Origin of the sequence: Rhizobium sp. 32-5/1, assembly GCF_029537235.1 — a bacterium.
Classification (GTDB): Bacteria; Pseudomonadota; Alphaproteobacteria; order Rhizobiales; family Rhizobiaceae; genus Pararhizobium.
In genome coordinates, this window is record NZ_CP120638.1 from 3,721,833 (window position 1) to 3,738,174 (window position 16,342).

15 protein-coding genes and 4 pseudogenes are annotated in these 16,342 nt (G+C 59.8%); 10 read left to right on the forward strand and 9 right to left on the reverse strand.

What is annotated here, in order from left to right; all coding sequences use genetic code 11:
• Positions 1 to 41: 41 nt before the first annotated feature.
• Positions 42 to 1,079, forward strand: a complete 1,038-nt coding sequence (locus P6U16_RS18725; RefSeq protein ID WP_277701757.1) for an NAD-dependent epimerase/dehydratase family protein — start codon at positions 42 to 44, stop codon at positions 1,077 to 1,079.
• The gene (locus tag P6U16_RS18730; RefSeq protein WP_277701758.1) at positions 1,076 to 1,423 is read left to right on the forward strand and encodes a DUF6220 domain-containing protein; all 348 of its coding nucleotides are present in this window, start codon (positions 1,076 to 1,078) and stop codon (positions 1,421 to 1,423) included. The genes P6U16_RS18725 and P6U16_RS18730 overlap by 4 nt, the downstream gene beginning before the upstream one ends.
• Positions 1,424 to 1,477: 54 nt before the next feature.
• On the opposite strand, the gene P6U16_RS18735 is transcribed toward P6U16_RS18730, so the two are convergent.
• The 6 genes and pseudogenes from P6U16_RS18735 to P6U16_RS18760 form a co-directional block, all read right to left on the reverse strand.
• A complete protein-coding gene (locus P6U16_RS18735; RefSeq protein WP_277701759.1) occupies positions 1,478 to 1,993 on the reverse strand; it encodes a GNAT family N-acetyltransferase in 516 nt (171 codons plus the stop codon).
• Between the two features lie 123 nt (positions 1,994 to 2,116).
• Positions 2,117 to 3,238: an alkene reductase gene (locus P6U16_RS18740; RefSeq protein WP_277701760.1), complete on the reverse strand. Its 1,122-nt coding sequence runs from the start codon at positions 3,236 to 3,238 to the stop codon at positions 2,117 to 2,119.
• A gap of 61 nt (positions 3,239 to 3,299) precedes the next feature.
• Positions 3,300 to 3,592 (reverse strand): annotated as a pseudogene (locus tag P6U16_RS18745) (metalloregulator ArsR/SmtB family transcription factor).
• Positions 3,593 to 4,255: 663 nt separating this feature from the next.
• Positions 4,256 to 5,152, reverse strand: a complete 897-nt coding sequence (locus tag P6U16_RS18750; RefSeq protein WP_277701761.1) for a LysR family transcriptional regulator VtlR — start codon at positions 5,150 to 5,152, stop codon at positions 4,256 to 4,258.
• A 113-nt stretch (positions 5,153 to 5,265) separates the two neighbouring features.
• Positions 5,266 to 6,240 carry a thioredoxin-disulfide reductase gene (trxB, locus tag P6U16_RS18755; RefSeq protein WP_277701762.1) on the reverse strand — a complete coding sequence of 325 codons (975 nt, stop codon included), beginning with the start codon at positions 6,238 to 6,240 and terminating at the stop codon, positions 5,266 to 5,268.
• Positions 6,241 to 6,382: 142 nt separating this feature from the next.
• Positions 6,383 to 7,096, reverse strand: a complete 714-nt coding sequence (locus P6U16_RS18760; RefSeq protein ID WP_277701763.1) for a class I SAM-dependent methyltransferase — start codon at positions 7,094 to 7,096, stop codon at positions 6,383 to 6,385.
• A 111-nt stretch (positions 7,097 to 7,207) separates the two neighbouring features.
• Here P6U16_RS18760 and P6U16_RS18765 point away from each other — a divergent pair, with 111 nt between their 5' ends.
• The 5 genes and pseudogenes from P6U16_RS18765 (at position 7,208) to P6U16_RS18785 (ending at position 11,097) form a co-directional block, all read left to right on the forward strand.
• Positions 7,208 to 7,894: a class I SAM-dependent methyltransferase gene (locus P6U16_RS18765; RefSeq protein ID WP_277701764.1), complete on the forward strand. Its 687-nt coding sequence runs from the start codon at positions 7,208 to 7,210 to the stop codon at positions 7,892 to 7,894.
• A gap of 124 nt (positions 7,895 to 8,018) precedes the next feature.
• A complete protein-coding gene (locus P6U16_RS18770) occupies positions 8,019 to 8,483 on the forward strand; it encodes an Lrp/AsnC family transcriptional regulator (protein ID WP_277703902.1) in 465 nt (154 codons plus the stop codon).
• Between the two features lie 44 nt (positions 8,484 to 8,527).
• The gene (locus P6U16_RS18775; RefSeq protein WP_277701765.1) at positions 8,528 to 9,232 is read left to right on the forward strand and encodes an FkbM family methyltransferase; all 705 of its coding nucleotides are present in this window, start codon (positions 8,528 to 8,530) and stop codon (positions 9,230 to 9,232) included.
• 11 nt (positions 9,233 to 9,243) lie between these two features.
• Positions 9,244 to 10,050: pseudogene (locus P6U16_RS18780) on the forward strand (glycosyltransferase family 2 protein); the annotation flags it as partial.
• A gap of 24 nt (positions 10,051 to 10,074) precedes the next feature.
• Positions 10,075 to 11,097: a glycosyltransferase gene (locus P6U16_RS18785; RefSeq protein WP_277703903.1), complete on the forward strand. Its 1,023-nt coding sequence runs from the start codon at positions 10,075 to 10,077 to the stop codon at positions 11,095 to 11,097.
• 6 nt (positions 11,098 to 11,103) lie between these two features.
• Here P6U16_RS18785 and P6U16_RS18790 read toward each other — a convergent pair.
• Both P6U16_RS18790 and greA read right to left on the reverse strand, forming a co-directional pair.
• Positions 11,104 to 12,164: pseudogene (locus P6U16_RS18790) on the reverse strand (glycosyltransferase family 4 protein).
• Between the two features lie 97 nt (positions 12,165 to 12,261).
• Complete coding sequence (gene greA, locus P6U16_RS18795; protein ID WP_277701766.1) at positions 12,262 to 12,738, reverse strand: transcription elongation factor GreA; 477 nt, start codon at positions 12,736 to 12,738, stop codon at positions 12,262 to 12,264.
• A gap of 244 nt (positions 12,739 to 12,982) precedes the next feature.
• Between greA and P6U16_RS18800 the strand changes: the two genes are divergently transcribed.
• The 3 genes and pseudogenes from P6U16_RS18800 to P6U16_RS18810 all read left to right on the forward strand — a co-directional run bounded on the left by P6U16_RS18800 (position 12,983) and on the right by P6U16_RS18810 (position 14,619).
• Positions 12,983 to 13,261 (forward strand): hypothetical protein, encoded by a 279-nt coding sequence (locus P6U16_RS18800; RefSeq protein ID WP_277701767.1) that lies wholly within the window; start codon positions 12,983 to 12,985, stop codon positions 13,259 to 13,261.
• 27 nt (positions 13,262 to 13,288) lie between these two features.
• A complete protein-coding gene (locus P6U16_RS18805; RefSeq protein ID WP_277701768.1) occupies positions 13,289 to 13,621 on the forward strand; it encodes a hypothetical protein in 333 nt (110 codons plus the stop codon).
• A gap of 15 nt (positions 13,622 to 13,636) precedes the next feature.
• Positions 13,637 to 14,619 (forward strand): annotated as a pseudogene (locus P6U16_RS18810) (SDR family oxidoreductase).
• A 24-nt stretch (positions 14,620 to 14,643) separates the two neighbouring features.
• On the opposite strand, the gene P6U16_RS18815 reads toward P6U16_RS18810, so the two are convergent.
• Positions 14,644 to 16,182 (reverse strand): MFS transporter, encoded by a 1,539-nt coding sequence (locus P6U16_RS18815; RefSeq protein ID WP_277701769.1) that lies wholly within the window; start codon positions 16,180 to 16,182, stop codon positions 14,644 to 14,646.
• Between the last annotated feature and the right edge of the window lie 160 nt (positions 16,183 to 16,342).

A 16,342-nucleotide genomic window follows, 5' to 3' on the forward strand; every position in this document is an offset into this window, starting at 1 on the left:
ATGTGGCCGCATAGTCTCCTCATCGAAACAAGGAGACAGCCATGACAAACGGTATCGAACACAAGCAGCCCATCGCCCTCGTTCTGGGCGCGACCGGTGGAATTGGCGGAGAGGTGGCGCGCAAGCTGAAGGCGCGCGGCTGGGCGGTGCGGGCGTTGAACCGCAATGCCGCGAAAGCCGCAGCGACAAACCCCGATTTCGAATGGCTAAACGGCGACGCGATGAATGCGTTCGACCTTCTCCGTGCCGCACGGGGCGTTGACCTGATCGTCCATGCGGTCAACCCGCCGGGATACGCCAAATGGGGCAGCCTCGTGCTGCCGATGATCGACAACACGATCGCTGCGGCGCGTGCCAATGGCGCAACCGTGCTTCTGCCGGGCACGATCTACAATTACGGCCCGGACGCTTTCCCGCTGCTCAGCGAGGAGGCGCCGCAGAATCCGACGACGGTGAAGGGCGGCATTCGTGTCGAGATGGAGCGTCGCCTCAAGGCAGCCTCCGAAGACGGCGTCCGCGTGATCATCCTGCGGGCAGGGGACTTCTTTGGGGCGACTGCCGTCAATAGCTGGTTCTCGCAAGGCATGGTGACACCTGGCAAGCCGCTCACGTCGATCACCTATCCGGGGAAAGCTGGCACCGGGCACCAGTGGGCCTACCTGCCGGATGTCGCCGAAATCATGCTGCGTCTGGTCGAGCGCCGCGACCGCTTACCGCCCTTTGCCACCTTCCACATGACCGGCTTCTGGGATGACGACGGCACGAAGATGGTCGCCGCCATCCGCCGCGTCACCGGTCGCCCGGACCTGCGCGTCAAATCCTTCCCCTGGTGGCTTCTGCCGCTGGCCGCGCCCTTCGTCACCTTCCTGCGGGAACTGCGGGAAATGCGCTATCTCTGGAAGGAACCGCTGCGCATGCCGAATGCCCGGCTCGTCGAGACGATCGGTGCGGAGCCCTGGACACCTATCGACACGGCGGTGCGCACGACCCTTGCAGCGCTTGGCTGCCTGCCTGCGGATGCCCGGATTGTGCCCGGCAAGCTGCTTGCCGGACCGGCACGGGCGGAGGCGGCACGATGAGCGGAATATCTCTCCCGTTGACCGGCCGGCCAGCCCCTCTCTATTTCAAAGGGCTCGCTCTTTCCGTGCCGTCGTTGATCACAGGCCAGCTGTTTCTGGCAGGGGTTGCCATCTTCTCCGATGGCACTGCCTGGGAGTGGCACAGAACTATGGGTGGCGTCACCGGCCTGCCGATCCTGCTGCTATGCGGTCTTGCCCTGTGGCAGCCGTCGCTCAGACCTTACCGCATGGCGACCGGGATCGTATTTTTGCTCTATGTCCTGCAGATTGTCTGGCTGACGGCGGGGAGGCGCTTTCGAGCGGCGTGCTGCAGGCGCTGCATCCGGCCAATGCCGTGCTTCTGACGGCGGCCAGCGCGCTTCTCGCAAGGCGCACGCTACCGTGACGCAGACATGAGACTATGGCTGGTCCGGAGCGTGATCGTTCAGGACCAGTTGCATGAAGGTGAGGTCCAGCCAGCGACCGAACTTGGTGCCGACTTCGCGCATCTGACCGGTGATTTCGAAGCCGAGTTTTTCATGCAGGCGGATAGAGCCCGTATTGCCGGTCTCGATGCCGGCGACCATGACATGCTTGCCGCAGCCTTTTGCCCGCTCGATCAGCGCCAGCATCAACAGGCGGCCAATGCCGCCGCCGCGCTGGTTCTTTTCGACATAGACCGAGTGCTCCACTGTGTGCCGATAGCCGTCAAAGGCCCGCCAGTCGCCAAAGGAAGCGTAGCCGGCAACAGCGCCGTCATCCGTTACGGCGACGAGCACCGGGTAGGCCATGCGGGTGCGCTCAGTGAGCCATGCGGCACGATTTTCGACATCCACGACACGCTCGTTCCAGATCGCGGTGGTGTTGGCGACGGCGTCATTGTAAATCGCGCAGATCGCCGCCAGATCATGTTCGCCCGCATCCCGTATCTGCATCGGTCTTCCCCTGTAAAATCCGTGTTTTGCGTGGTGCCACAGTCGGGCAAGGGCAACAACGGCCGACAATGAAAAATCCCGCCACGAGGGCGGGATTTCCAAAATCACATGCTGTCAGATGGCTTAAGCCGCCTCGTCCAGCGTCGGATAGTCGGTGTAGCCCTTGGCGCCACCACCATAGAAGGTCTGCTGGTCCGGCGTGTTGAGCGGAGCGTTGTCCTTCAGACGCTGCACGAGGTCTGGATTGGCGATGAACGGCTTGCCGAAGGCGACGAGATCGGCGCGGCCCTGCTCGACAGCTTCGATGGCAAGGTCGCGGTCATAGCCGTTGTTGACCATCCAGGCCGCTTCGCCGCCAGCCTTTTCATAGGCCACGCAGAGCGCCTTGTAGTCGAACGGCTTGTCGCCCTGCTGGAAGTCGCGCGGGCCACCAGTGGCGCCTTCGATGATGTGGATATAGGCGAGCTTGTATTTCGCCAGGCGTTCCACGACATGGGTAAACAGCGGCTGCACATCCGGATCGGAGGCGTCGTTGGCGGGCGTCACCGGCGAGATGCGGATGCCGGTTTTGCCTTCGCCGATTTCGCGGGTAATCGCATCCATCACCTCGAACAGGAAGCGCGCGCGGTTCTCGATCGAGCCGCCATAGGCGTCGGTGCGAACGTTGGAGCCCGAGCGCAGGAACTGGTCGATCAGATAACCGTTTGCAGCATGGATCTCGACGCCGTCGAAGCCTGCTTCGATCGCGGCGCGGGCCGCTTTGCGATAGTCCTCAACGATGCCGGGGATTTCCGAGAGTTCCAGTGCGCGCGGCTCTGACGTTTCGGCAAAGGTGCCGGTGCCGTCGTCATTGATCAGATAGGTCTTCGATTTCGCCTGGATCGCCGAGGCCGAAACCGGCTTGCCGCCATCCGGCTGCAGAGACGTGTGGGAGATGCGGCCGACATGCCACATCTGCACGACGATCTTGCCGCCAGCCTTGTGCACGCCGTCGGTGACCTTTTTCCAGCCGTCCAGCGCTTCCTGCGTGTAGAGGCCCGGAACGTCGGCATAACCCTGGCCCTGATGGCTGATCGCTGTGGCCTCGGTGATCAGGAGACCGGCCGTGGCGCGCTGTTCGTAATAGGCGGCGACCAGCGGGCCGGGCACGGCCTTGGGCGAACGGTTGCGGGTCAGCGGTGCCATGACGATGCGGTTGGCAAGTTCGATGTCGCCGATCGTGATGGGGTCAAACAGTGTAGACATGGGTAGTCCTTCCTTCTTTGGGTCGTCTTGGGAGAGTGGTGCTTGTGGGAGGGCGAAGAGGTCAGAGCGTGCTGCTGATATCCTTCAGGAACGCCTCGATCGTCTCTTCGTTGCGCCGGTAGAAAATCCATTGGCCAACCTTGCGGGTGCTGACCAGTTCGGCGCGCTGCAATGTCGCTAAGTGCGCAGACACGGTGGATTGCGACAGGCCGCAGCGCTCGAACTGTCGGGCACAGACCCCCATGTCGAGCGGATGCTCCTGGTTCGAAAATGCGCCTCCGGCTCTTTCAGCCAGCCGAGCATCTCGACCCGTTTCGGATGGGCCAGCGCCTTGAGGATTTCGTCCTTGTCCATGGATCGATTGATTCCGATGTTTTTATCGTTAAAATGCGATATAACGATATATGGATCGTTCATTGACGATATACAAGTCACAAAGCTGTGAGAAAATCATGGCGCCAGAGTGCGTGTAAAAAGCGTGCGGGCCAAAAAAGAGGACCACAAGAAAACCTGGGTCCTTCTAAGGTTGAAGGTTTTTGCAAACCTCCAGAGGGGAACAGCTGCTGCGGTGGACTGGGAGGAAGATGATCCACCAGACTGCATCAGCTGAGTTTAGATATGGGAATGGCTTCAAAAGATTTCAATAGCCGGGTGTACAAAAATGCAACCAGCGGAAGATTTTGAAAAAAGACAAAAAAGAGGGCCACAAGAAAAACTTGGGCCCTTTATAGTTATGAAGGTAATTAACCTCCAGAGGGGAACAGCTGCTGCGGTGGCACTGGGAGGAAAAAGCCACCAAACTGCATCAGCTGCAGTCGGTATGATGGTTTTTTGTGCGCTCCGCAATTAATTATTACGCATGTCAGCCATGTGTCAGACGCACCGCTGCGTATATTTCGGGCGATTTACCGGTCCTCTCGCCTTTCGAAATTTGTGCGATGCAGCAAAAGTATGATAAAACAAAGGCTTGCCGATGAAAATCAGGCAAGCCTTTTATTTGGGCAGATTTTCAGTTCGTCAGAAACTCCAGTTGCGCGCCTTTGCGACGATGAAATCGCGGAAGACTTTCAACTTTGCGGCGTTCTTCATCTCGTCCGGATAGCAGAAATAGGTATCGAAGGAGGGGATGTCTGCGCCGATCGGCAGCTGAATCAGGCCCGGGTCGCGGCCGACGATATAGTCCGGCAGCATGGCGACGCCGATGCCGAGCAGGCAGGCGCGCTTGACGGAGGTCTGGCTGTTGATTTGCAGGTGCGAGACGCGCGGATTGTCGCTGTCGCGCCCGGCGATTTCCAGCCAGTTGACGTCGAGCAGGTAGTTGGGCGCCGGCTCGCCAAAGGTGATGATGCGATGGTTGTCGAGATCCTCGACGCTCTGCGGCTCGCCATATTTGTTGATATAGGAGGGCGCGGCATAGACGTGCATGTGCACGGTAAACAGCTTGCGCTGGATGAGATCCGATTGCTGCGGCTGGCGCAGACGGATGGCGCAGTCGGCATGGCGCATGTTGACGTCCAGTTCCTCGTTGTCGAGGATCAGCTGAACCTGCATTTCCGGATAGAGCGACAGGAATTCCTGCACCTTGTCGGTCAGCCAGCCCTGGCCGAGGCCGACCGTGGTGGTGATGCGCAGCTTGCCGGAGGGCTTGTCAGTGGTCTCGGTGAGCTGGACCTTGACGCTTTCCAGCTTCATCAGCACTTCATGGGCCGTGCGATAGAGGATTTCGCCCTGCTCGGTGAGGATCAGGCCGCGCGCATGTCTGTGGAACAGCTTGATGCCGACGTCCTGTTCCAGCGAAGACACCTGGCGGCTGATCGCGGATTGTGACAGGTGCAGCTTATCGGCCGCATGGGTAAAGGAGCCTGCTTCCGCCGCCGCATGAAAAATGCGCAATTTGTCCCAGTCTAGCGGCATGCTGTCCCCCATATGCGATCGTGACGGAAAATGCCCTCGCTTTTCCCGCCCGCCAGCCGATTGCGCTGTTCCCACTCCGGAGCGGGTCTTCCCGCTCCGATTATTCGCGGCTTCTATTCGGCCGCAATTGCGACGGGCATGTGACCCGCCAGGTATTTTTCCGCTTCAAGGGCTGCCATGCAGCCCATGCCGGCTGCGGTGATGGCCTGACGATAGATATCGTCGGTCACATCGCCAGCCGCAAAGATCCCGGCTACATCAGTGGCAGTTGAATCCGGTGCTGTCCAGAGGTAGCCGTTTGGCTTCAGCCGCAGCTTGTCCTTGAAAAGCTCGACCGCCGGCGCATGGCCAATCGCCACGAAAACGCCGTCGATCGGCATGGCGCTTTCGGCGCCGGTCTTCGTATTGCGCAGCGTCACGCCGCTGACGGAGGCCGGCATCGGCGGCTTTGCCGGCGTGCCGGTATAGGCCGTCACCTCATGATCCCAGATGATCTTGACGTTCGGCTTGGCAAACAGCCGCTCCTGCAGGATCTTTTCGGCGCGGAAGCTGTCGCGGCGGTGAATGACGGTGACGGTCTTGGCAAGGTTCGACAGATAGAGCGCTTCCTCGACCGCCGAGTTGCCGCCGCCGACAACGATGACGTCCTTGTTGCGATAAAAGAAGCCGTCGCAGGTGGCGCAGGCCGAGACGCCGAAGCCCATGAAGGTCGGTTCGCTCTCGATGCCGAGCCACTTGGCCTTGGCACCCGTGGCGATGATCAGCACATCCGCCGTCCAGTCGGTGCCGCTGTCGGTCTTCAGCCGGAACGGCCGCACGGTCGTATCGACTTCCGTCACCAGGTCATCGACGATCTCGGCGCCGACATGCTGCGCCTGCTTCAGCATCTGCTCCATCATCCAGGGCCCCTGGACCGGATCGGCATAACCCGGATAGTTCTCGACATCGGTGGTGATCATCAGCTGCCCGCCCTGTTCCATGCCGGCAATCAGCACTGGATTGAGCATGGCCCGCGCCGCATAGATCGCGGCCGTATAACCGGCGGGGCCGGAACCGATGATGAGAACCTTGGTGTGGCGGGTGGTCATGGTGGTGATCCTCAACCCGGAAAGCGCTTTTGTAGCGACCGGGCGAATTCGAGTGTTTCTAAGCTTTGCTCTAGTTTAGGGATTCCGGGGGCTTGTTTCAAGGGCAAAGCCGGCGATACACACAAGTGGTTGCGTTCCGCGCTTACATTTCCGTCTTGCGAATAACAAAGATCCAGATCCGCATGCCGTTTGATTTTGTATGCGGCGGTTCAAGCACCTCGGTGACTGCATAACGCCCCTGCGACCAGCGCGCGATCAGGAATGGAAGAAGGCGCGGGTCCACACCGAACGGATCCATCTCGTTGGCGGACATTTCCGAATGGGCCATTGTGTGTTCCAGAAAAACCGCGCCGCCACTTTTCAGTTGGTCGATCCACGCTTCGATGGCTTTCTGCGGATCATAGGCATGGTCGTGCGAGTTCGTATAGACGAAGTCGAAAGCAGACACCCAGTCCGGATTGCGCTCGTGGAAGTCCCACTGCACGGTGTTGGGGAAGTCTTTCGCCGTCTCGGAAATATCGGTGCCGATAACCTCAATGCCCAGACGCTCGCTGAACCACTTTTGCTCGTTGCCGCGCCGCACGCCGTGACACAGGCCGCGGGACGCGTCGGGGTTCGTCTTTTTCACATAGTCCGCGATAAAGTCAATTGTCTGCTGATCGGCCCAGACATTGTTGATCTTTCGCTTGTTGCCGTCCTCCTGGATTTTCCGATAACGCTCGTAATCGAATGTGCCATCGGCCGCCTTGTAGTCATAGAGGAAAAAATCTGAAATTCCGGCGCTGTTCTTATCGTGAGGAATGTAGTGCCCTCGCGCTTTCAGATATTTGAGCGCTAGTTTATCCAAAAATTTCATTTTGTTTCTTCCCCGTTCCGCAATGTTGAAAACCAGCTAGCATTCCATGGAAAATGCGGCAATACAGTCCTTACTTTAATACGAGATGGTCAAGGTCTGGGGGACAACGATATGGGATTGAATGCGAGCCGGGTCTGGCTTGATCGTGAACTGGAGGCTTTCGGAAAGTCGCTCCCGCAGGACTGTCTCGTATTGGATGCCGGTGCCGGGTCGCAGAAATACGCCTCGAAATTTTCGCAGCAGCGTTATGAAACAGCCGATTTCGAGCAGGTCGATAAGGCGTATCAGCCGAGTACCTATGTCTGTGATCTGCGGTCGATACCCGTCGAGGACAATCGTTTCGACGCCGTCGTTTTTACGCAGGTGATGGAACATCTTCCGGAGCCGAAGCTGGTGCTGAAGGAACTCAATCGCGTCCTTAAGCCCGGCGGCGTCATGTTTTTCTCGGCGCCGCTCTATTATCAGGAGCATGAGCAGCCTTATGACTTCTATCGCTACACGCAGTTCGGTTTGAAATATCTTTTCGAACAGTCCGGCTTTCAGGCGGGTGAAATTCGCTGGCTTGAAGGGTTCATGGGCACCGTAGCCCATCAATTGCGCTACATGCGCAGCAACTTCCCGCGTTCGCCCGCCGGATTCGGCGGCGGCGTTGGCGGACTTCTTCTCCTGGTTTTATTTCAGCTGTTCGGTGTCACTGCGCGGCTGATGTCTCCTTTGGCGCGTCTCGCCGATATCCGGCATCGCTATACGCAGCGCGGCATGCCGATCAATTATATGGCCATTTTGAAGAAGGTTTAAATCAAGGCAGTGGATTGCCACGAACGAGCTGCTTTTGCCGACGCTACAAATCCGCTAACCAAGACAGACGGCGGACGGATGTTTGGGGCTGGATTCAGTCCGGCAAAGGAAATCGGCGATGGCCATGCGCGTTGAGCTCGATGCGATCGACCTGAAAATTCTGCGCGAATTGCAGGCGGATGGGCGCATGACGAATGTCGAGCTCGCGCAACGGGTCGGCATCTCGGCGCCACCCTGCCTGCGGCGGGTGCGCAAACTGGACGAAGCCGGCGTGATCAAGGGCTATCATGCGCTGCTCAATGCGCCGGCGCTCGGCTTTGATCTCGTCGCGTTCTGCATGGTGGGCCTGAAACACCAGTCCGAAGCCGACCTGAAAGCCTTTGCCGCGGCGACGACCGCCTGGCCCCTGGTGCGGCAGGCCTGGATGGTTTCCGGCGAGAGCGATTTCCTTCTGCATTGCGTTTCGGAAAATCTCACGGTCTTCCAGGATTTCGTCATTGAGGTTCTGACCGCCAACCAGCGGGTCGATACGGTGCGCACCATGTTGACCATCCGGCAGGTGAAAGATATTGGACTGGTCCAAATATAACGGCCGCACGTCTCTGTTCGTCGGCAGTATGCACGGGTGATGTCTTGAGCAAGTTGATGAAGCGGATGAAGGCCCGTTGGCGTAAGCTGACGAATGTCTCCGTGATGGAAATCGAAGGCGTGCGGATCGATACCACCGCGGGCAAGCTGCCGCGACTGGTCCGCTCCGCCCTGTTCAAGGAAACCTACGAGGATGCGGAGCGTACACTGATCGCGCGGCTTTTGAAGCCCGGCATGCGCGTTGTGGAAATCGGCACCGGCATTGGATTCATCAGCCTTATTGCGACCCGCATCTGCGGCGAGGGCAATGTCATTTCCTACGAGGCCAACCCGACGCTCGAGCCGATCATTCGCGGCAATTTCGCGCTGAACGGCTTGAAACCCTCCCTGAACATGAAGGCCGTCACCGTTGGTGGAGAGCCGATCACCTTCTTCCGCAGCGACAACATCATTTCGTCCAGCCTCTATGACCGCCAGCGGCAGGACCACAAGATCACCGTCGAAAGCGATGCTCTGTCGGCTGTTCTTTTGCAGCATGATCCGGACGTGATCATCATGGATGTGGAAGGCGCCGAAATCGACCTGCTCGCAATCGATGACCTGCGCAATGTCCGCCATATCATCGTTGAACTGCATCCGCACATCGTCGGCGAGGACAAGATCGCTGCCCTGAGCGCGGTTCTTGAGGCGCGCGGATTTTCAGCCGCGGCCAAGATCCACAAGACAGTCCATTTCGCGCGCGCCGCGTGACGGGCGCGGCGATCATGTCGAAACTTCCGATCTCCGCCTTCATCATCTGCCTAAATGAGGAGGCCTATCTCAGCAATTGCATCGAGAGCCTGGAAAGCTGTGCGGAGATCGTCATCGTCGATTCCGGATCGACGGATGGAACGGCAGCGCTGGTGCAGTCCTATATCGAAAAGGGTTGGCCGATCCGGTTCCTGTTCGAGGCCTGGCGCGGTTACGCCGGGCAGAAGCAGTTTGCGCTGGAGCAATGTACTCAGCCCTGGTGCCTGAACATCGATGCGGACGAGCGGCTCGACGCGCCGCTGCAAGAGCTTTTGCCGACGCTGCTTGCGGCCCCAGTCGAAACGGTCGGCTGGCGCGTCGCGCGGCGACCCTATCTGATCGGCTACGGCTATACGCCTGACCGGGTGCGCGAGCGCAAGAACCTGCGGCTGATCCGCAAGGGTAGGGGTGCCTATGACCTCGCCCAGAAGGTCCACGAGGGCATCGTTCCGGACGGCAAGGTCGAGGCGGCTGCGACAGGCAGCCTGCTGCACTATCGCCCGCTTGTTATCGACGAACAGATTCTCAAGGAAAACAAGTATTCGACGCTGAAGGCCGACCAGCAGTTTGCTGCCGGCAAGCCGCCACGGGGCTACAAGATGATTTTCAGCCCGCCGCTCTATTTCCTGCGGCTGTATTTCCGCAACGGCCTCTGGCGCTGCGGTTTTCCCGGCTTCATCGAGGCGGCGACCGGCGCGGTCTACGCCTTTCTGACGGCCGCCAAGATCTACCAGCGGCATGCACTGAAGCGGAAGCCGAATTTCGACGACATGGAACGCGGGCGCCGCGGCAATGAGGATGCCATGAAGGTTCATCACTACCACTTCGGCAAGGACGGCGGCGCCGAGCGCTTCTTCGTCCACCTCGTCAATGCGCTGGCGCGGCGCGGCGTCGAGCAGACGGCCGTCATTCGCCCGAACCGGCTGTGGCGCAAGGATATCGAAAACTCCGCCAAGCTGATCGAAAGCAATTTCCGCAATCTGTCGACGGATCGCCTGCTGCTGCCGCTGAAGGTCATGCGCAATGCGCGGCGCGACAAGCCGGATGCGCTGTTTTCCTGGGCGACCCGGGCCAGCCGCCTGATGCCGAACTACAAGGGCTGCATCAAGATCTCGCGGCTTGGCGACTATCCCACCAATCTCAGCTATTTCAAGAACACCGATGTGCTCGTCTGCAACACGCCGGGCATCGGCGAGCATGTGCGTCGGATCGGCTGGACGCGCGGCGTCGAGGTTATCTCCAATTTCACCAATACCGAACGTGTTGCGCCGATTGATCGGGCGAGCCTCGATACGCCGGAAGGTGTACCCGTCGTCATGTCGATGGGGCGTTTCGTGCCGCGCAAGGGTTTTGCGCTGTTGACGGAGGCCGTGGCGAAACTGCCCGGCGTCTATCTCTGGCTTGCCGGCGATGGCGAGGAACGGGAAAATGTCGAGAAACTTGCCGCCGATCTCGGCGTGCTGGATCGCGTCCGCTTCCTCGGCTGGCAGAAGGACACGCGTCCTTTTCTCGCCGCCGCCGACATCTTCGTCATGCCGTCGAGCCACGAGCCGCTCGGCAATGTCATCCTCGAAGCCTGGGCGCAGGAAAAGCCTGTGGTCTCCAGCCGCTCGGAAGGGCCGAGCTGGTTCATGCAGGACGGCGAAAACGGGCTTTTGGCCGATATCGGTGATGTCGACGGATTTTCCCGCGCGATCGAGCGCCTGATCAATGACAAGGCCCTTGCCGCGTATGTCGCAGCCGGCGGACATGCGACATTGATGCAGCAGTTTTCCGAGGATGCCGTGGCTGGGGCCTATATCGAGCTGTTCAAGCGCAAGCCGTAAGCCTTTTCAGGCTCGGCTCAGCAATTGTTCATAGATTGCGCCAAGGCTCCGTGCCTCGCCTTCGATGGTGAAATGCGTGCTGGCGCGGAACAGGCCGCGTTCGCCGGCCAGTTGTGCGCGCACGGGATCATCCATGAAGACTGCTGCGGGTTGCACCATCTCGCCGAGCGCGTCGGCGGCGATCAGCTGACCCGTTTCGTTTTCGCCTGTTTCCAGCAATTCGGAAAAGGCGCCGACATCGGTTGCCACGACAGGCACCGCCGTCGCCATGGCTTCCAGCGGCGTGAGGCCAAAACCTTCCCAGCGCTGCGGCGCGATGAACAGGTCCAGCGCCCGGTACCAGTCGGGAATGTTGGTGTGTTCGCCGACGAACAGGATGCGGTCCGCGAGACCGGCGGCCGCAACCTTTTCCTTCAGCATGGTTTCAAAGGCGACATGCTGCCCCGTCGCGCGGCCGGCGATGATGGCGATCCAGTCGGGCCGCGTCGGCAGAAGGGCGATCATGCTATCGACGAAAATATCCGTGCCCTTCTGGCGTCGCACGCGGCCGAAACATCCCGCAATCTTCTTGTCCGCCGGGAGACCGACTCTCGCTTTGGCAGCTTGCTTGTCCTCGGCGGGAAAAAACGACGGCCGTCGATGCCGTGCATGATCGTCGTTGACGGTACGTCGAGATAGGCGGCGGTCTTGTTGCTGGTGGCAATCACCGCATCCATGCGGCCGATCAGGAATTTGCTCCACCCGGTATGCCGTCGCTGCGAGGCGGAGGTGAAGACGATCTTCAATTTCATGCGCAGGAGATCGCGCAGGATGATAGCCGGCAGCATCTCGACATTCCGGCGCGCATGCCAGACCCGACAGGTGCGGTTCTTCGGGCGTGCCCAGAGGCGCAGCAAGGCGGAAAAGCCGATATGCGGCAGGGTATTGGGCAGGCCGGGTCCGAGCGTCGCGATCTTCTGGCCGAGCCTGCGCTGAACCGGAATGAGCTGGATGATGGTCGATGTGACGCCGGAAAGCCGCCGCTTGAAGTTCGGCGCGATGATTTCGACGTCGCTGATGTTTTCCACGATCGACTGCCCTTGATGAAAGTTTCGTCATCGAAACAAAAAGCCCGGAGGCAGCAATGCGCCGTCCGGGCTTTTCAATTCATGCCATCAGGGCTGTTCAGCCCCAGTTGATCGCCAGGATCTCATAGGCCTTGGAGCCGCCGGGCGCCACGACCTCGATCGAATCGCCGACTTCCTTGCCGATCAGGGCGCGGGCGATCGGCGAGGAGATGGAGATGCGGCCCTGCTTCACGTCGGCTTCCTGGTCGCCGACGATCTGGTAGGTCTTGTTTTCCTCGGTGTCCTCGTCGACCAGCTTGACGGTAGCGCCGAACTTGATCTTCGAGCCGGACATCTTCGACAGGTCGATCACTTCCGCACGGGCGACGTAATCTTCCACTTCGGCGATTCGGCCCTCATTGTGGCTCTGCGCTTCCTTGGCCGCATGATATTCGGCATTTTCCGAAAGGTCGCCATGGGCGCGCGCTTCGGAAATTGCTTCGATGATCCGCGGGCGCTCTTCCTGCTGGCGCCAGCGCAGTTCTTCCTGCAGCTTGACGAATCCACCCTGAGTCATCGGTACTTTTTCGACCATTTCACTGTCCTTCATAGTCCGCGCCGGGCCTGCTTTCCGCAGGCGTCAGCACAAAAGAAAACGGTCACCGGAGCGTTAACTCCGGAACCGTCCGAAACATTTGAAGGTCGCTTATAGCAGAAACCCGAAGCGGAAAGCCAGATTTTTCGGACGTGTATGATGATGCCGCGGCGGAGCGGTTGCTTTTGAGCGCTTTGGAACAAAGCCCGCGGGCGATCGTTGCACCGTCACGAAAGGGAGAACCATGACAAACCCATCCCCGGAAACCGTCGAGGGACGGTTGAACGCGCACCGCAAGCTGCTGATCGCGATTCTCACTTCGCTGGCGAGCGACAGCAACGGGCGCCAACTGATCGAAAAGCTGCTTACGGACAGCGAAACGGTGCGCGATCAGGAAGAGGATCCAGGCGTCGAGCCGGATATCGGTTTTGCCATTCAGAATATTGCCGATGCAGAGGCCCTTGCGATCGTGCGAACCGCGATTGCCCGCGCAGAAGCGATCGATCGGGCGTCAGCGCCCTGAGGGAAAGCAGGAACCGAGGAGCAGACAATGCAGCAACACATGTTGAGACTTTATCGACTGGTGCCCATCGCAGCCGCCCACGATCCGAATTGGGATAATGCGGAAAATATGGGTGAGATCGTCGTGCGCGCAGAATCACCTGCCGATGCGCGGATCGTCGCTGCCGATGCCGAACTGGATTTCACGGAAATAGACGCGCTGCCGGCGGAGGGCAATTCGACCCGCCATGCCAGCGCCTTTCGCAATGAGCGGCTTTATACGGTGATCGAGGAGCCTGCGTCTGCCGTGGCGGCGGATGGCCCGCGCGGCGTTGTCGACGGCACCGTTTCCGTCGGCACCATCAAGCCGACGCAGATGTAAACGAGGAGAAAGAGGATGACATCCAGAAACAGCCCTGCGGTCAAGGCCGCAGAAAAACAGCGCGATATCCAGCGCCAAGTGGCGGCGTCCGATGCGAAGCACGAGCGCAAGGCGGGAGCCTCCAAAGATGGCGCCATGCAAGCCGGCGCCCGCGTCTATCCCGTTCCACCTTTTCCCAAACAGCACCAGCCGAAACCCGGTGCCGAACACAAGCTTGACCCCGCGCCGCTTTATGAGGCGCCTTTTTACAAAGGGTCCGGCAAGCTGGAAGGAAAGGTGGCCTTGATCACCGGCGGCGACAGCGGCATCGGCAGGGCGGTTGCCGTGCTGTTCGCCCGCGAAGGTGCCGATGTCGCGATCCTGCATTTGGCGGAAGGCAAGGACGCGGACGACACTCTTGCCGCGATTGAGGCCGAGGGCCGCAAGCGATGGCCATTCCCGGTGACGTCAAGGACAGGGCTTTCTGCCAGAAGGCAGTGGCGGCAGTCGTCGAGGTGTTCGGCGGTCTCGATGTGCTGGTCAACAACGCTGCCTTCCAGGTCCATACCAACGACGTGCTGGATTTGACGGAAGAGCATTTCGACGAAACTCTGAAGACCAACCTCTATGGCTATTTTTTCATGGCGCAGGCTGCGGTGCCACACATGAAAGAGGGCAGCGCTATCGTCAACACCGGATCCGTCACCGGTCTCGAAGGCGGCAAGGAACTGCTGGATTATTCGATGACCAAGGGCGGCATCCACGCCTTTACCAAAGCTTTGTCCAGCCAACTCGTGCCCAGGGGCATTCGCGTCAATGCCGTGGCGCCGGGGCCGGTCTGGACGCCCCTCAACCCATCGGACAAGGAAGCCGAGTATGTATCGAAATTCGGCGCGGAAACGCCGATGAAGCGTCCGGCGCAGCCGGAGGAAATCGCGCCGGCCTATGTCTTCCTCGCCTCTTCGCATTGCTCCAGCTACATTACCGGCGAAATTCTGCCGATCGTCGGCGGGTACTGATCGCCGATGTCATCGCTGGCGGCGTCAATGTCCGCTGGGCAGATTGTCGTCTACATGGGCTGTCGCATAGATGCGGCGGGCGATGGCGGCAAGGGCGAGGAGCGACACGGTGGCAAGCAGACAGCAGGCTGCAAAGCCAAGCGAAAACCCGGAACGGGCGAGATCGAGCCAAGCAGGTTGGATCTCGCCGAACGATTTCACCATTTCCACCGCGCTGGCGAGTGTCGAGGACGCGGTCTCCACCTGCTGCGGCGTTAGGCCGCTGAGATCGGCGCCGGCCATGGTCGATCGATAAATGAATGTTCCGATGCTGCCGAGCAAAGCGACGCCGAGCGCGCCGCCGAACTCCGCGCTTGTTTCCGAAATCGCCGAAGCCGAGCCCGCCCGTTCCGGTGGGGCGGTCCCAACGATCAAGCCTGTGGTCGTGAGGATGACAGGCACGAAACCGACGGCGATGACCATGCTGGCGGCCAGAATGCCGACGGCACTCTGGTGATAGGCGGCAAGGCCCATCGCTGCTGTCCCCACCGCATTGACGAGCAGGCCGAGGATAACGGTCCTCGACGGTCCCAAACGGTTGGTGAAGCGATGCGCCTGGAAGGACATGACGGTGAAGATCAGCGAGGACGGTATCGACCAGATCGCCGCCTCGAAGGCCGAAAGTCCGGTCACCAGTTGGAGAAAGAGGTTCTGGAAGAGAAAGATGCCGAAGATGAAGAAAACACCGGCGAGATTGACCGCCAGCGATGCGGTAAACGCCGGAATCTTGAAAAGCTGCAAATCGATCAGCGGATGGGTGAGTTTCTTCTGCCGGCTGATGAAGGCGAAACCGAAGGCGAACCCGATTGCCAGAGCAACCGCCTGATCCGCTTCGAACCCATAGGCGGCCATGTGCTTCAGCCCGTAGATGAAAGGGAGTACGGCTGCGAGCGAAAATATGACACTCAAGAGGTCGATGCGGGCACCCTCTGCGTTCTTGTATTCCGGAAGCAGAAGTGGTCCGGCAATGAGAAGGCCGAGCATGACAGGTATGTTGATCAGAAACACCGATCCCCAGTGGAAATACTGGAGCAGCAAGCCACCAATGAGCGGGCCGACAAGCCCGCCGAGCGCAAAGGCCGTGCCCCAGACGCCGATGGCGCGGTTTCGCTCACCCTCGTTTTCGAACAGATTGACGATCAGCGACAGCGTCGATGGCGCGACCGTCGCTCCCGCGATGCCAAGCAAGGCGCGCGCGGCGATCAGTTGCTGCGCGGTGGTCGAAAAGGCTGCCAGAGCCGATGCGATGCCGAAGGCGAAGGCGCCGACAAGCAGCACGCGCCTGCGACCGATGCGATCGCCGAGCGTGCCCATGGTTACGAGAAAACCGGCGACCATGAAGCCGTAAATATCGTTGATCCACAGCAGTTCAGCGGCAGTGGGGTCGAGATCGGCAACGATTGCCGGCATGGCCAGGAAAAGCACCGAGAGGTCCATCGAATAGATCAGGCAGGCGATCGAAAGGACGTAAAGCCCGATCCATTCCCGCCGGCCGGCGTGTTTGCTCTCTGTCGTCTGTTGCATGCCCTGCCTCGCTGATAACGACGCGCACTCTCGCTTGCTCGTTTGTGATTGGCAATCTCGAAACGCGCGTCGCTGCGTCAGCGTTTCGCCCGCCGCCGACAAAAACATCGGGGCTTTAAAAAAGGCTTTACCTCAAGCGCAGTTGAGGTCGTATCAGTCC

What these genes read in the sequence shown, in the direction of transcription:
- P6U16_RS18725 (WP_277701757.1), top strand. Translation starts at nt 42, where the DNA reads ATGACAAACGGTATCGAACACAAGCAGCCCATCGCCCTCGTTCTGGGC.
- P6U16_RS18730 (WP_277701758.1), top strand. Translation starts at nt 1,076, where the DNA reads ATGAGCGGAATATCTCTCCCGTTGACCGGCCGGCCAGCCCCTCTCTAT.
- P6U16_RS18735 (WP_277701759.1), bottom strand. Translation starts at nt 1,993, where the DNA reads ATGCAGATACGGGATGCGGGCGAACATGATCTGGCGGCGATCTGCGCG.
- P6U16_RS18740 (WP_277701760.1), bottom strand. Translation starts at nt 3,238, where the DNA reads ATGTCTACACTGTTTGACCCCATCACGATCGGCGACATCGAACTTGCC.
- P6U16_RS18750 (WP_277701761.1), bottom strand. Translation starts at nt 5,152, where the DNA reads ATGCCGCTAGACTGGGACAAATTGCGCATTTTTCATGCGGCGGCGGAA.
- trxB (WP_277701762.1), bottom strand. Translation starts at nt 6,240, where the DNA reads ATGACCACCCGCCACACCAAGGTTCTCATCATCGGTTCCGGCCCCGCC.
- P6U16_RS18760 (WP_277701763.1), bottom strand. Translation starts at nt 7,096, where the DNA reads ATGAAATTTTTGGATAAACTAGCGCTCAAATATCTGAAAGCGCGAGGG.
- P6U16_RS18765 (WP_277701764.1), top strand. Translation starts at nt 7,208, where the DNA reads ATGGGATTGAATGCGAGCCGGGTCTGGCTTGATCGTGAACTGGAGGCT.
- P6U16_RS18770 (WP_277703902.1), top strand. Translation starts at nt 8,019, where the DNA reads ATGCGCGTTGAGCTCGATGCGATCGACCTGAAAATTCTGCGCGAATTG.
- P6U16_RS18785 (WP_277703903.1), top strand. Translation starts at nt 10,075, where the DNA reads ATGAAGGTTCATCACTACCACTTCGGCAAGGACGGCGGCGCCGAGCGC.
- greA (WP_277701766.1), bottom strand. Translation starts at nt 12,738, where the DNA reads ATGGTCGAAAAAGTACCGATGACTCAGGGTGGATTCGTCAAGCTGCAG.
- P6U16_RS18800 (WP_277701767.1), top strand. Translation starts at nt 12,983, where the DNA reads ATGACAAACCCATCCCCGGAAACCGTCGAGGGACGGTTGAACGCGCAC.
- P6U16_RS18805 (WP_277701768.1), top strand. Translation starts at nt 13,289, where the DNA reads ATGCAGCAACACATGTTGAGACTTTATCGACTGGTGCCCATCGCAGCC.
- P6U16_RS18815 (WP_277701769.1), bottom strand. Translation starts at nt 16,182, where the DNA reads ATGCAACAGACGACAGAGAGCAAACACGCCGGCCGGCGGGAATGGATC.